15 protein-coding genes are annotated in these 14,602 nt (G+C 46.5%); 2 read left to right on the forward strand and 13 right to left on the reverse strand.

Annotated features, from left to right (window positions below):
* The first annotated feature begins 185 nt into the window (after positions 1-185).
* On the forward strand, positions 186-2,168 hold the full coding sequence (locus L1D15_RS00435) for a hypothetical protein (RefSeq protein WP_239874296.1): 1,983 nt from the start codon (positions 186-188) through the stop codon (positions 2,166-2,168).
* A gap of 66 nt (positions 2,169-2,234) precedes the next feature.
* On the opposite strand, the gene L1D15_RS00440 is transcribed toward L1D15_RS00435, so the two are convergent.
* From L1D15_RS00440 to L1D15_RS00465, 6 genes are all read right to left on the reverse strand, one after another.
* The gene (locus tag L1D15_RS00440; RefSeq protein WP_239874297.1) at positions 2,235-2,828 is read right to left on the reverse strand and encodes a hypothetical protein; all 594 of its coding nucleotides are present in this window, start codon (positions 2,826-2,828) and stop codon (positions 2,235-2,237) included.
* A 102-nt stretch (positions 2,829-2,930) separates the two neighbouring features.
* Positions 2,931-3,773 (reverse strand): hypothetical protein, encoded by an 843-nt coding sequence (locus L1D15_RS00445; protein ID WP_239874298.1) that lies wholly within the window; start codon positions 3,771-3,773, stop codon positions 2,931-2,933.
* A 21-nt stretch (positions 3,774-3,794) separates the two neighbouring features.
* Positions 3,795-4,502: a hypothetical protein gene (locus tag L1D15_RS00450; protein ID WP_239835635.1), complete on the reverse strand. Its 708-nt coding sequence runs from the start codon at positions 4,500-4,502 to the stop codon at positions 3,795-3,797.
* A gap of 84 nt (positions 4,503-4,586) precedes the next feature.
* Positions 4,587-5,363 (reverse strand): hypothetical protein, encoded by a 777-nt coding sequence (locus tag L1D15_RS00455; RefSeq protein WP_239874299.1) that lies wholly within the window; start codon positions 5,361-5,363, stop codon positions 4,587-4,589.
* 48 nt (positions 5,364-5,411) lie between these two features.
* Positions 5,412-5,711 (reverse strand): hypothetical protein, encoded by a 300-nt coding sequence (locus L1D15_RS00460; protein WP_239835633.1) that lies wholly within the window; start codon positions 5,709-5,711, stop codon positions 5,412-5,414.
* Positions 5,712-5,727: 16 nt separating this feature from the next.
* Positions 5,728-6,150 (reverse strand): hypothetical protein, encoded by a 423-nt coding sequence (locus tag L1D15_RS00465; RefSeq protein ID WP_239874300.1) that lies wholly within the window; start codon positions 6,148-6,150, stop codon positions 5,728-5,730.
* Between the two features lie 150 nt (positions 6,151-6,300).
* On the opposite strand from L1D15_RS00465, the gene L1D15_RS00470 reads away from it, so the two are divergent.
* The gene (locus L1D15_RS00470; protein ID WP_239874301.1) at positions 6,301-6,612 is read left to right on the forward strand and encodes a hypothetical protein; all 312 of its coding nucleotides are present in this window, start codon (positions 6,301-6,303) and stop codon (positions 6,610-6,612) included.
* Here the strand turns inward: L1D15_RS00470 and L1D15_RS00475 are convergent.
* The 7 genes from L1D15_RS00475 to L1D15_RS00505 form a co-directional block, all read right to left on the reverse strand.
* Positions 6,524-7,486, reverse strand: coding sequence for a hypothetical protein (locus tag L1D15_RS00475; RefSeq protein ID WP_239835630.1), 963 nt, complete (start codon positions 7,484-7,486; stop codon positions 6,524-6,526). The two genes, L1D15_RS00470 and L1D15_RS00475, sit on opposite strands and share 89 nt — an antisense overlap.
* Before the next feature lie 17 nt (positions 7,487-7,503).
* Positions 7,504-8,280, reverse strand: coding sequence for a lamin tail domain-containing protein (locus L1D15_RS00480; RefSeq protein WP_239874302.1), 777 nt, complete (start codon positions 8,278-8,280; stop codon positions 7,504-7,506).
* A gap of 104 nt (positions 8,281-8,384) precedes the next feature.
* Positions 8,385-10,463 (reverse strand): hypothetical protein, encoded by a 2,079-nt coding sequence (locus L1D15_RS00485; protein ID WP_239874303.1) that lies wholly within the window; start codon positions 10,461-10,463, stop codon positions 8,385-8,387.
* A complete protein-coding gene (locus L1D15_RS00490; RefSeq protein WP_239835627.1) occupies positions 10,460-11,083 on the reverse strand; it encodes a hypothetical protein in 624 nt (207 codons plus the stop codon). Before L1D15_RS00490 ends, L1D15_RS00485 begins: the two co-directional genes overlap by 4 nt.
* The gene (locus L1D15_RS00495) at positions 11,080-12,639 is read right to left on the reverse strand and encodes a transporter substrate-binding domain-containing protein (protein WP_239874304.1); all 1,560 of its coding nucleotides are present in this window, start codon (positions 12,637-12,639) and stop codon (positions 11,080-11,082) included. The genes L1D15_RS00490 and L1D15_RS00495 overlap by 4 nt, the downstream gene beginning before the upstream one ends.
* Positions 12,636-13,421 (reverse strand): methyltransferase domain-containing protein, encoded by a 786-nt coding sequence (locus L1D15_RS00500; protein ID WP_239874305.1) that lies wholly within the window; start codon positions 13,419-13,421, stop codon positions 12,636-12,638. The genes L1D15_RS00495 and L1D15_RS00500 overlap by 4 nt, the downstream gene beginning before the upstream one ends.
* 57 nt (positions 13,422-13,478) lie before the next feature.
* On the reverse strand, positions 13,479-14,369 hold the full coding sequence (locus L1D15_RS00505; protein ID WP_239874306.1) for an N-acetylmuramidase family protein: 891 nt from the start codon (positions 14,367-14,369) through the stop codon (positions 13,479-13,481).
* Positions 14,370-14,602: the final 233 nt, after the last annotated feature.

The following is a 14,602-nucleotide window of genomic DNA, read 5'->3' on the forward strand; positions in this document are numbered from 1 at the left end:
ACAAAACTCGTCATTGGTTCGCCTAGGTTTCACATCGGTTCGCCAAAGTATTGGAGCCATAGCGTTGCTAGAGTGGAGGAAGCCGTGCGTCTTCATTACTGCTTAGCTTTTTGAGCTGTGATTTGCCAAAAAACTTCATGTAAAGGCGCGCTTCCAACCTTTAGTTCAGTAAATAGGAATCTAAGATGCCAATTAATGCCATTCAACAAAAAGCGCGTGAAATAAAGCGTCGTGTCGATAGTGAAATTACCGAGAAGTTTCTTGAAGTTGTTGCCGTGCCCACGGAAGCTGCGGCGTTAAGGGCCGATGCAGCGCTGCGTACGAAAGCGGGGCTCAACACCAATAATATTTATTACCACTATTTAAAGGGCGGGGCTGCGTTAACCAAGTTGAATACTGGTGGACACCCGACGAGTGATTGGGATTTTCAGGTGATGCCTGACTTGGCCACCTACACCAAGTGGGCGACGGGTGCTAATCCAAACGCAGAGTTGGATACTGTCCATGATGCAATGATTGAAGTCCTTGAGGATGCTGCGCAAGCTCTGAGAGCGGGTGTAGGGCCAAATGATGTCACTGTGGGCATGAACACCACGATGAACAACTGGTTAACTGGTGAGTTATTGGGGATCATAGAAAAGGTGGTCAGAGAAGAGACTGGGCTTGTCGGGCCAATAACCGTGGCGTATCAGAATAACCAAAGCCGATGTTACCAAGTCGGTCGCGACATGCGTTACTTGCCTGAATGGGAGATGCGCAACCATCGTTTGTTTAATAATAACAGCCAGAGAATTGAATTTGGCCCTCTTGATACGGTCTCACACACGATGACCGATAATATCAGTGGGTTAGGTTATCAGGCACAATGTACTCCAACCATCTATGTTAACCATACGATTCCTGGCTTCTTGCTCTATCGTCTAGCTATAGTGTATGACTTCAGGATCACCCATGGCGGTAATACGGAAGATATCCGATTTAAGTCGGAAGTGGTTGACTTGTCGACACCGCGTATGGGCAACCCTGAATCTTATATTTCAGTCAAAGATGAAGTCACCGTCTTGAGCGATGACCAAAATAATGAGTTTAAGATCCCTGGTTGGCGTTATATGTTGTTTGAAAACTTGCTGCTGATTGGTGAGATCGAGCTAGGTGTTAGTGGCAGCCCACATAAAGAGGCAAAGAGAAAGGAACGGGCAGCCGCCGCTTTTTATGCCATTGCCGGTTTGAACAACAACCGAGCGAACCTGAAAGCCCTTGGAAACGCAGCAACCATTCAAGAAATTCCCAACCAGCAAAACGGTACACATCGAAGAGGTATCATTCCGCAGGTAAAATATGATCTGCTTGGTAAAGTGAATCACTTTGCAGCTTCCGTCAATGAGCAAGGGCCGACCGGTGACGTGATTGATTACATCAATAAAGCAGTAGAAGGCAACTATGACCTAGCGATTACAGGTTCAGGATTGCTGCTCACATCGGCTTGTGATCAAAGTAATGTCAACAAGCTAATGAAGAACCTATCTAACCTCAAAGCCTGCATTCTTAACCCTTTAACTTTCTCTCAAGTCAACACCGCACTATCTATACTACTCAAACCAAACTCTACAAAGGTCAATCCAAACGACAAATTCAAAGTGGTTAACGATGCTTTGTTGAGTACTTGGTTGCAACTTGACAGCAAGGACTGCTTTAAGAATATGGATTTCCCTCTGGGGCTAGTCAAGCTTACTGTCAATACCAATGCGTATAACGACATCAAAGGCCGAGCCGTTTATCTTAAGAGCAAAAAGTTTGGTACTACTAATATCCATAATGTTCGAGTGATTGAAACAGTGAACTCGAAAGAGATTCTGGTGAGCTTTAATAGCCAGATACAACAAGGTATGAACCAACGAGTATTGAACCAGAATAACCGGGCTCACACGACATATATCTGCTTCACTCTTGATGCAAATTTAGATGGTAACAACCCTTCTAATGTTTATTACGAAGCGGTAGGTGACCAAAATAACGGGCCGTGGGCGGCGTTGGATTCTTGTGTGCCGTATAAACTCAAATCTTCCAATTGTGAAGATTTGCTGGGTATCTATCTGCAAACGATCATGTTGGTGCAAGTGCGATATCCACTGATGGAGTTATATCGTCAATTGAAAGCTAGAACCTAGTCGATTAAGGAAACAAAAATCCGCCATTAACGGCGGATTTTTTTGTGGCTGTCTCTGCAAATCTAGTTAGAAAGCCGCGAGCAGAAAACGAGGTTCGCCCTCTTTTTTCATTTGACTCAGTCTCGCAATCTGGGTGCTGCCCGTTAAGCTGGTATCGAGAACATAAGCGCACTGCCTATTGTTATCAAGTGGCTCGAAGTGCCTAATGTCTTCGCCACTGAAACTACCCCACAATCCGACCAACAACATCACTTCATCTCCGGGTAAGGCGTCACGCAATGCGGTGACTCGTTTGACATCATCATAGAGTTTATTGCGATCTTTTTTGGATGCCAGTTCGTCCTGATGTAGAACATGAAACTCAAACCAGAGGTTTTTTCCCGGAGTGACGATATGCAGATCCGCCTTTGACGCGTAGCGTTTGTCACAAGGTTCCACAGTATTCGGTTTGGTCACAAACTTAAGGTACTCATCGCCACCGAAATATGGTGACGCGAAATGGATGTCATCCATGTCTGAAGATTGCGTCAAAGAGAGGCTAAGATCGAGAGTTAACCACGAATGCACAAAAGGTTTGGCTTGAGACATAGCGATGACTTGGTTTGCCCGACTAAAATTGTGCTGGCTAGCGAGGTGGCTAAGTAGGGATTGCTGAATCATAAAGTTTCTCCGAATGCATTATGATGTCAGGGTATCAATCAGGGGGAGTAGAAACTCGGGATAAGCCAGCATAGAGTAGGGGATGCTGGCGTTAGGTTGGGGTCACGCGTTGTCCAGCCATTGCTGGGCATCATCCAGTTCATGTAAGAACAGTCGGCTTTGGCTTGCATGATTGGCTAGGTTGTAATCATTCAACAGATCAGGGCGAAAGGCGGTGCCCAGCGACAGACATTGGACTTGCTGAGATGGTGAAAAATAACTCAGTTGCTCAGACAAAATATCTGAAAGTTCTGGTTCTTCAATCCCCGCTTCAAAGCATGACCATAGCGCTTTTATCACTGGATACATGGGCTTGCTCTGCTGTCTTACGTCTGTGCTTTTGGCATATTCTGGTTGCCATTGAAATGTAGTGCCAAACAAAAAACAGCGAATCGTGTGCATCAGCAACCAGTAGTTGTGCTGAACTTCTGCCTTTTTTGCGTTGATTGACTTGAGGTATTGATACAACGCAGCCACAAACTTGCTGGTGGCAAGGCTATCGGCATTTGTCATGGCCAGTAGGATAGCGCGGTTAATCTTACCAGCGTATTTCTGCTCAGGTGAGGGGGGGCGATTGACTTCTCTCGCTTCATGAGAGTAGTGATATCGGCCAGTGATTCCGTGCTGCCCAAGTTTTGAACCTCGCTCATTGAGCGCCCCGCCATTGAGCCAGTCAACGTGACTTAACGGGTTAATAGGGCGCATCGACATCGGTCCCCCTGCTCGAGAGTGTTCTGACCATTCTTGCAGTTCCGGTGATGCCTCAGGTGCTGGCTGTGCTTCATGGATCGGAGAAGAAAGCGCCAGATAAGCCAGTTGGTATGCCAGCCGTTGGGCGAGGCCGGGTTCTGCTCCGGCCATTAATGCGGCGCTGAAGGCCGCATAATACATTTGGTCTGCTCGCATTAAGAGTCCTCCCAGTTGGGATTATTCAGTGGGGGCACTAAGGGCTTTAACGTTGCTGTTAAACTGAGGCAGTGTTTCAACAAAACGATTAATCACTTGCTCCGCAACGGACTCTTTCACAGAGGGTTCACTAATGTAGGTATCGACTTCTGAGCGGATATGGCCACCATTCAGCGCATCACGATCTCGTTGGTTAACGATAGCATTCACAGCTTGAGCAAAGGCAAAGCCATCGGTTTTACTGTAGATTCGGTGTTGGCTGCCAGTGTTCCCTGATTCAGGGTAGCGTGGCGCTGCATAAGAGACCATATATGGCTGAGTATTTGGATCGTTGCCAATTAGTTCTTCACATGAGAAGAGAACGAAGTCGGTAGAACGATAAGCATCCATCACTTGGTTACAGATAGGCAGATCCGCTTCGATGGCTAAATTGTAATCACAGAAGAAAACATCGACACCAGGGATCAAGCTGGAGATCATGGTATCAAATGCACTTTGTACCCCTTCTGGAAGTTCGTCTTGTTCTGGGACCTGAGTGTAAGGTTGTGATTTAACAGAATATGAACTTCGCCAGCGGGCCAATAGTTGTTTACCTTTGTGTCCATCTCGGTACTTATAGGCCACCTTGTAGCCGCTATCAAAAAAGTCTTCAACATCTGGCTGATCTGTTAAGAAAGCAAAAGTGCGTCCGTCAGAAGCTTCGCAAAGGCGAAATAGTAGTTGTCTCATTGGTTTCTCCTGTTGAGTAGTTACCTCCGCAGAATAGGGTTTTCAGGGCGTGCATACTTGGTGCAATAGTTCACTCTTCTGGGGTTATTGATGATCCGTTGCTCGCATGCAGGAACGTACGCCTGTCAGCCTACGAAGGTGAGGTTGACGAGGTTGTTCTTTGCCCTTTGAATTGGCAGGATTACATATCACTTTATCTTTATTTTCATCTACTTGAGAAGAACTCTCCTTTTGAGTGTCTACGGCGACTTTACGCTCACTCTTTGAAGATGGGCTGGCCTTAAAGTGAAATTGGTAAGTGTAAGTCGCACCGTCCTGATAGCTTGATGATTGAGACCAGTTAATGCCAATGGATGAAGTGTGACTGGCCGATGCTGCGGTGACTTCGGATTCCATTTTTGGTCTGAGCTTAATCGGTTCTTCACCAGATTCTGGGGGCTCGATCTCGCATGGCTTTTTTGCAGGGGTCACCTGCTCTTCGGCAGAGTCGGCCTTTTCAGTGCACACGGCTTCCTCTTGAGGGTGAGTGCTAAACACGCTTTTTGGCATACTCGTTAGGCAGCGGGCAAGATCTTGGACATAACTTTGATACGGGTTAAAGTGGGTATCAAATTCGGCGAGCTTAGTGTTGGCATTACTCGTGGCTTTGTCCGCCTCTTGTACGAGTGACTCACTTGTTGAAAGAGCCTCCTGGCTTGTCTGCGAAGTTGATGGAGGGCTTGCCGCTTCTGCGGTAGGAGAAACGGACGCTTCCTGCGGTTGTGCTTCTGCTTGCGAAGCCTGACTTAGTGTGCGATAGCGGGATTTGAGTCGGTAGCCACGAGGAACCCATATGACTCGACGGCGTCGGTATTTGCCCATTCTTCCCCCTTATGAGTAAAGTGGCGAGAGTTCTCCCGCCAGAAACCGTTACACTAGCGTGTTCACCAGTGCGCTAAATGTTTTATTGACGATCTTTTGTACTTCCGACTTGGCACTGATCTGCCAAGTAAGCATTTCAGCCTCGGCGATTTGTTTTTCACGCGTGATTTCTAACTCAAACTCTTCATCGGTTAAGTCGCCATTGTTTCTTGCGGCAATCAGCTCTTCCAGCGTGGACTTCTGTTTATCAAGTGTGACTGTCAGTGCACTGGCCAGCAGGTTTTTAATCGGTGAATCTTCAATTTGACTGGTGATCTGTTCAATGATGCTGTCTATGTTTTCCGTCATTTTCTGTTCCTTAAAATTATTGTTTGGCGAGTTCACCACGGATTAACGCATCAATAAGCCGCTGGTATTGGTCTAATCGACGCTTGATGAGAAAGTTTGACAGGGTGTGTTTTTGTTGATGTGTTTTCATGTCTTGTTGCCAGAACTGAACTAAGGTTTGCGCTTGTTTTAAAGTTTCTTGATTTTGCTCTCGTCTTGCTTGTCGGCGTTCTAGCCCACGAATGTTGACGTCTATCTTGAGGTATTGGTCGGCGAATCTAGAATAGAGGCGCTCATTTTCCGGTAGTGCCTGCAGACTGAGGTAAAGGAATTCAATATCGCGCTCGATACTTTGTGCTTGCTGAACGGTTTGAAGATCGTAGGGGGCGACCAAGCGTAGCGTGCAACCAGTCAGTAATAGTAAACAGGCGGCGAGCCAGCCGAGGTAATGGTTCTTCATTGTCTATCCTTATTTTTCGGGTTTCACGCCATGATGACGTGAAAGGGAGGAGTTCGCTCAGGCTAATTGGCTGAATAATTGGGTTATTTGACCGTGTTTATTGCTTGTTGAGTGATAAGTTAAAAGTAGGGCACGAAAGCGAGGAAGGTTATGTCAGATTTGATTAATGCACTCAAAATTGTCAAGAAAGCGTACAAACCCAAATTGCAAAAGCTGAAGATGACACCCGAGCAAGTAAAGCAAAAGGTCAAGGTCTATCAGAAAGTTATCAGTGTGCTGCAAGGCGTGGATAGGCTGGAATCGTTACAGAAAGAATCTTTGGAGATGGTGGCCAAATTGGTGAAAACCTTTGTTGAACAAGCCCCGGCAATGGCTAATCAGGCGCTCGACCCGCTGAAGAAGATTCAGGAGGCGACTCAGGCTGACGACGAATCCCATCAATCAGGCGATCAAGCAGAGTAAACAGCACTTCGATGCTGTAACCGGCGATAAAGGCCAGCGCCATAGGGGAAAGTGTCATATCACCCATCTCGGGCTTGAGTAACCAGCCAGTGATCATTCCGGCTAGGCAGCCAAGCGTGAGCCTTAGTCGATAGCCTACCTCACGACTTGCGGTATAGGTGAGGGTTCGGACTTGTTGCAGCAAGCTACGTAGAACGAAAATGAACGCCCCAAGCAGGCCATACATCAGTGGTAAAATGTAGTTTTGCAGCATTTGCAATACGGATTGGGCGGCGATCAGATTTGCGGAGTACTCGACTGGTGAATCTTCATTGACGGTTCTCTCGGCATCCAAAGGAATATTGCGTCCACCTAGCCAGATGTGGTTCCAGTTCCTAAGCAGTTGGTAGTTGGCTTCCATATCGGGTGGCATAGGTGAACCGAGTGTGTCTGAAGCACCTACTGAGGTCAGGAGGTTTTGTGTTAGAGCGTAACCAAACAAATAGTACATCTGAACAAGCAACAGGAAAATTAGCGTGAAAACCGTGTAGCGCCGATACCAAGTGATGACTCTTGACGCACCTGGTAATTCCAGCTTGCCATCTTTGGCGTCAGGGACGACAGCTTTAATACTCTCAACCGTCACTGGGTAGACCTGCTTGGCTAAACGGTCATAACATTGCAACAGCAAGGTTTCATCCTCAACACTCCAATGCCGAGTATCGATCCTATATTTGGCGCGGTAGATACCTTCAGCAATCCCTGGATCAATGGTGAGATCACCGTGACGAGCAACGTATTGCAGCAGTTGAATACCTTCGCGGATCAACTGCTGTAGATCAGACTCAGGAACCGATTCATGAGTCCGTGATCTTACTGGTGAGTCACTCGTCAACGGCTATCCCCTTTTGATTAATAGTTATAGCTGGACACTTCTCTGTCCTGATAATCGATCAGCGCGCAGCTACCGCCATTGTTGTTCCACAGGGCGGTAGGGCTATTAAAGCTGAACTCGTTACGCTCAAGCGAAGCTTTGTTGGTAAAGATGCGCAGCGATGTTAGTGGCGCAAGCTGAGTGTTTTCAGGGAACACAAAACAACGCTCATTGCGTAGTGCTTCTAAGCGCCAGTTGCTGAGGTCAACGATATATTCAGAGGTATTATGAATTTCAACATACTCATCCCCTTCACTGCGAAACTCTTCACCGTCATAGTTAATATGACTGATGATGGTATGGGGGTGGGCCTTATCACCATAAATGAAGCTGGACACCGTTTGTCCATTTTGGTTAACCAGCGTGCCAAGATCGCCTCGGTTATTCCACACTGGTTGATTAGAGCCGAAGCTGTGCTCAGATTTGCCAGAAGTATCAATTTTGATGCTTTCAGACGGTGATAAGTAGGTATGCTCAGGGAAGATATACTGCTGTTCAGGCGACCCGGCCTGGATGTGCCAGCCACTAATGTCAACGGTCAGATTGCCACGATTTCGTATCGTGATCGACTCATCCAATGGGGAGCTGCTTCCTTTAAAATCCAGTGCAGAAATTTCAACTTGATTGAGCACTTGCAGTTGATTGAGCTTTTGCCAGCACTCATCCATATTGTCTTGAGATAGCTTTTCTGGCATCGACAGTTGATCGAGAATTTTAAGTACTTCTTGTTGAATGTATTGGGTATTCACTGACACGAGTCACTCCTTGTTTTTTAGGGCATTGAACGTGTCTAATGTAGCGAAATCCCCGAAAAATACTCGGGGATTTTCAACTAGAATTGCCGTGAATCGATGCTCGGCTATTTTTCGATAAACAATAAAGTAATTATCAATGACAGCATCAGCAGTAATGGCCAATACCATTGTTTGACTCGCAGCCCTTGTTGGTACTCTAGTGCATGAATTTTCATCTCAGTGGTGTACGCCAGAGCGCCAATCGAGGTGAAAATGATTTGCAGATAAGCGAGAAAATAGAAATATTCGATGAAGATAACCCCTTGGGCGTTCAATTCTTCACGTAGGGCAACATGCGCAATGACTAAGATGAAAAACAATGACGCGCAGTATTGGAGAACGGTGGCAGTGTTGAAACCCCATAGTGCTTGCTGTTTTTCATCTTTTGTCCATAGAAGCAACATACAGTAAGTGAGAAAGCTCACGACCAACAGCGGCATGATATGGCTAATCAGTGGACCAGTGATGCTGCGTTGGATCACCATATTGTACTTAAGGTTGATGGTGCGATGGCCGTTGTAAAGCTGGTCAGTCTGATAACTAAAGTAACTTTGCAGCAGCTTCCAGCTACCAAAATCGTGCTCGGCCATCCTAATTCCGGGCAGGTCTTCGGGTCGCATTGACGGATAGCTGTCGAATTCTGGAACCAACATCAGGTAGCCAGATTCTGGCCTCGGAATCATAGTCAATTCAATGACTTCACGGTCAAACGGAAAAGACTCGTAATCAAAAGGCTGTTTGATGAGGGCGACAAACTGCCAGAGCTGAAACTCTTCACTTTCTCGAATCAAAGACCAAGAGGTATCCAGTGAATTATTGATATGCAGGGGGGGCTCATCGGTGGTTTGCTCTGTGGTGATGATTTTCCCCACAATGCTGACTTGATCGGCTTCAACAAGATCTAAGGACTCTACGGTTAAGTTGATAGGGTGAATGTGCTCAGAGGACGCTTTCCCCCCTAGAGGGTAATGAGCCTGCGAAGCCAGATAGGCGCTTTCTTCGTTGACTAATAATGCTTCTCCTTTACTCAACGGTTTTGGTGCAAGGGCTTGATACCAAAGCAGTAAAAGATAAGAAAGAAGGCACAAGGATAGAACAGTGAATAGGCGTCTTAATCGGTATCTCGAGGCGTTGGGAAAACGCAAAGAAGCGATAAAAATAATCAAGCCTGCGATGAGCAGAAACCAAACCAAATCATGATACCAAGCGTGAGAGGCGGTAGATTTTCGTAGCTCATCAGCATCAATGATGAGCCCAAGTTGAGCATCTAGGCCAGCGATGTTGCTCAGCACCATCCATTCTTCTCGACCTGTCACAGGATGAGAAAAGGTAGACAAGTTGCCTTTAGAAAGTTGCTCTGAGATCGATGCAAGAAGCGGATATTCGTTGCGATCTAAGCGATAAATATCCTTGCCTAGCACAGACTTATTAGGGTAGGCCAATATCTGCCCAGTATGTGAAATCAACATGCCAAAGCCTTGGCTTCCAAGGTCAAGGTTAAGAACTTGTTTCGTCAGGCTGTTGAGGGAAAAATTGAGAAAGACAATGCCATCAAAGCCGTTATTGATCTGCCCATCGTAGCTGGACTCAAACGGTACAATATATTCAGCCAGCCAGGTGTTGGCGTTAGTACCGAAATACGGCTCCATCCACATGCTGCCTTTTTCCATTGGTTGGTGAAACCAGAATGTGCGTGGGCCGTTGTTCATTCGGTCTGGCAAGGTGTAGTCGTAACGCTCTGAAATAAACTGGTTTGGACGATTCTCACCATTTTTTTGAAAGTAGGGCGAATACAAAGGGTTGGTTGACAGTGGATAGCGATTTTTGTGAAAGGCGATCCCTCCACGATGTGCGCCTTTGGTGGTCATCACGGATTGAGTGATCAAATCACGCAGCTCTTGATCATCATGTTGCTTCTGATTGATGGCAGAGGCGAGCAGTTCTGTCTTGTGTGATAACTCAGACAAGCGTTTATTAATGGCTTGAGTGGCGGTTTGGCTCTGCTGCACCAGATGATGACGGATTTCAGTATCGATATCTGCGTGCCACTGGTAAATACTGATGGTGATGAAGGCCGCGGCTGACCAAATGAGCGCGGCAATCCAGCGTAAATGGTAGTACTGCAATTCGGAAGGTTTGATCATGATTGGTCTCCCGATTCAACATGCCGATGTTGACGCTTTTCAGCGAGTGCGATGAAAGTCTTCAAAAAGCTTTGGCACAAGGCGCCACTGACAATAAAGAAACACGCCACCATGGTGTAAATAGGCAGTATCGCGTCGGCTTTTCCTGATGAAGCAATGTAGGAGTTTGATGTAGCCAGAATCTCGTCCACCCCAATAGCCGAGGCTGTGGTGGAAGCCATCAAGATGACTAGGAAAAATTGATTGACGGCCGATAACGAGAAGGACTTACCGCTGGTACGCTTTTGTGTGGCTAGGTCACAGCTGTAGCCCATGACAGGGATAGCCAGAGCGATGATAGCTTTACCTAAAGCTGGGACATACATCTCGAACCCCATCATTTCCCAGCGTGAGGGGACGATTAACGCCAAGTAGAACAGCATGACAAAACTGGGCACGTTGCAGAGCAAAGATTGAGCGCCTTTTGCCAACCATTTTATGGGGGCTTGGCTGTGATTCGCTCCACGGCTTAAGAGAGCCCCTAGTGGGAAGCCGATGGTCATTGCTGATATGGCAATTAGGATGTTGAGACTAAACGCGTAAGTGAGCGACAGCCATAAAGCCATGTCTGATAGAATCATTGCAACGCTCCTTTGTTGTTGATATCGGCCGAAGTTTGTCGTTTCAGATAATCGGAATAGCGTGTGAATAGCTTGCCGACAAGGTAAGCAAACAGCAGGACTTCGAGATAATAAAACAGAGCCAGAAGAGTCATGAGTAGGACGGGGTAGCCAGAACTCGAGACTAAGGTGTTAACGACAAGCACGGCATTGGGGGAAGCAATAACACTGGCCATGCCGGCTGCTTTGGCGAGATTGACTAAATTGGCTTTGACTCCTGCACTATGATGAAGGTATCGCTGAGTTAAGGAAAGTGGTGATGCCACTTCTGCCGTGACTAGGTTGTTGATTCCTGATGCTGTGTACAGTGCCAGTACCAACCACGCGACACTGGCTCCACTTAATAACCAATGCTGGCCGTGCTCATTCCAGAAAGATAAAGCGCCAAAATAGATCAGGTAAAGCATCAAAATCGGAGGGATTGAGCTTTGTAGGTGAGTCAGAAAGGCGATGGGTTTGGATACCCAGATTTTTGAACTCAGGGTCATTTGGGTAAAGCATAATGCCAGTGCTACCGCTGTAAAGATCGACACCAAAGTGAAGAGAGCGGTATGGAGCATTGACTGGATAAGCCGTTCGGTATCGAATCGGTCAAAAGGCCACAGTTTTTTATCACCCTGCTGACCAAGCGATATGACAGTATCAAAACAGAGTTTCTGCCGGCTTATTTCCTGGCTATTGGCTTGACACAAGGCATCACCATTTTCATCTACTGAGTTCCAGTTTTTGTGTTGCTGAGTGAGATAGTCCTGTTCAGGCAACTGCCATTGTTGAGCGAGGCTCTTTAGTCTACCATCTCTGATGCGGCTGGCAATAAAGCGAGACAACCAGTCTGCGAAAGACTGTGATGCGGTATCCTTGCGAGTGACCATTGACCAGTGAATGGGCATGATGGTTTCTACATCAACACTATAGTCACTCCACTCTTTTTGATTCGACAAGTGGAATAGGATGCCGCTGTCATAAGCCCATGCCTGACATTTATTCGTCAGCAGAGCCAGCTTGGCATCTCGGTTGCTCATTAAAATGATTGGTTTGATCCGATAATTTTGTACCAAAGACTTATTAAAGTATGCCCCAGCCGTCAGGCAGACGGGCTTTCCGATTAAGTCTGTCCACTGTGCAACAAGGTTGGATTTGTGGGCCAGTGCAGTGACACCACTGCGGAAATAGTGAGGTGTGATCATACGGACGCGCTGTCGACGTTGCATCGAATCGCCAACGGTAGCAATCAGCATATCGACTTGCCCTTCATTAAGTTTTTGGAATCGGTTAGCACTAGTGACTGTTTTGAATTCGACCTTGGCGTTGAGCGCTTGGCCAATCATTTTTGCCAAGTCGGGTTCAAAACCTGCCGGTTGACTATTACTGTCCAGCATTCCCCAAGGTGGGTAATCGGCTTTGACACCAATAACAATCCGACCAGATTGTTTAATTTTGCTCAGTAAGTCTTGCGCTTGAACATGTCCAGGGAGCAGCATGTAGCAGCACAAGAAGAGGGTAAACAAACGAATCATGCGCGCCTCCTTGCCACTACTAATAAGCCATAACCCAGTGATGCTGGCAGAAGGTTACACAGCAAATTATCTAAAAAGGCCATTACAGAACTCTGAATCACAAAACGCTCTGGAAAAATACTTTCTGCGGTGATTGTCTCGATTTCAAACCCGGCTTCAAGGAGCTCTGATTTAATCTCGTTTACAGTGTAAAGATGATAAAAAAGAGGGATTTTTCGGCCCGACTGGTAACGCTCGTATTGAATATCTCCCGGCAGTTGTTGCTGATTTCTTTGTTGCCATTGCCGTTTGAAAAAACGCCGTCGTCGATTAGGTACGGATAAGATCAGTGAGCCATCGGGTTGCATGTTTGTATAAAACCACTTTAAGAGTTTGATGCGTTCCGTTTGCTCTCGAATATGGCTCATGACACCAAAAAGAAGTAAACCTAACTGGAAGTTTACCTTGTGACTATCGATGTGTTGGATCAGTTGTGTTTGGTCGTTAAACCACTCCACGCGCTCGGAGTAGTGCTGCGTTGCTTGCTTGGCCTGTTGAACCGCTATTTCACTGATATCAAAGCCATACAGATGTAAGTTTGTTTGTTTGAGCAGTGGGTAGCTATATCGCCCGTTACCACATCCATAGTCCAGTGCTATTGCATCTTGATCGAGAAACTGAGCGTGATGAAAAAGGGTATTCAAGACCCGGATATTGGCTTTTGGATAGCGAGAGGTGTACAAGCCGATGCGATAATAATCATCGTAGGATTGTGCGATGGTTGTTGATTGGGAATTGTTCATGAATAGACTCCTTTCTGCGCCTAAGTGAAATTTGCGCAGGTTACCCTGCGCAAGCTGTTACGCTGAATGAGTCTGGTAAGCGGACTCCAATTTCTCGTCATAGCGGTTCTCTGCATAGCCAGGACCATTGTAGTAACGAGCAAAAGTTGGCCAGTCGAGAGCTTGTATTGCTTCGTGTAGCTTAGAATTTGACTTAATAAAGTTGACGAAGGCCATCAGGTGATGACGCTCAGCAACGAACATGTCGTGAACGAACGTTTCGACATCGTCATAACCTGCAGCCTGATGGTTAAAGCCCATGATTTGATAACGGCCGAAAGAGGCTGATTTCAGAGCGGCAGTTCTATCCAAGTCGATGGCTTGCTTCAGGCGGTCATACTCTTTTTCACCACCCACATAGAGTGAACGATCCCATTTTCGAGATGAGAGGTTCGGATGAGATTCATCAAAGCGACGATCACTGTATTTAGAGAACTGATGGGCTTCAAACAAAATGCAAGGTAAGCCAGACTCGAAGAAACCACTACCGGAAGATTCAACCTCTGAGACCGCTTTAATCGCGGCGACTTCACAACCCAGAGATTCGGCTGCATCATGATAGTCTTCGTCAGTCAGCCCTTTGACGGGGTCAATCGCTGGCAAGAATAAGGAACTAAGAGTTCTTTGCCCTGTCCCCAGAACTTTATTGAGTGTGCGGTGGCTTTTGCCATTCGCATCGATACGGCTATCAGGGTGATGAAAGCCAAGAATGGTTTTTTGCATTGCGGCGATCGCTAGGCACGTTGGTGATTGGTCAGTCTCTGAATGAATAACACCATCTTCTTGCAGTGGGGTTGTTAAGCCAATTTTATCACTCAACTGGTTCAAAGCTTTTTGTACGTTGAGTACGTCATCTGGTGTGTTGTCTGCGCCAATTCCAACCGACGAGGTTAAAGTGAGTTCTCTCATGTTTGACTCCATGTATTCTGGTTTGATTGATCCCTACAAACGCTACTGGAATTGAGAAATCACTAATTGGGCGGAGCCAGTGAATTTTCGGTGCTACCGATGAACTAAGGTTTTCAGAAGGAAAAGTTAAGATTTGGTCAAAAATAGAGTCCCGAGTGAAGTTGTCGATTGAGATCGCAACGATGGGTAATTAAGGGTGCTATGTTTGTATAAAAAATAACCTAACCAAATCG

Origin of the sequence: Vibrio sp. Isolate25, assembly GCF_022398025.1 — a bacterium.
Taxonomy (GTDB): domain Bacteria; phylum Pseudomonadota; class Gammaproteobacteria; order Enterobacterales; family Vibrionaceae; genus Vibrio; species Vibrio coralliilyticus_A.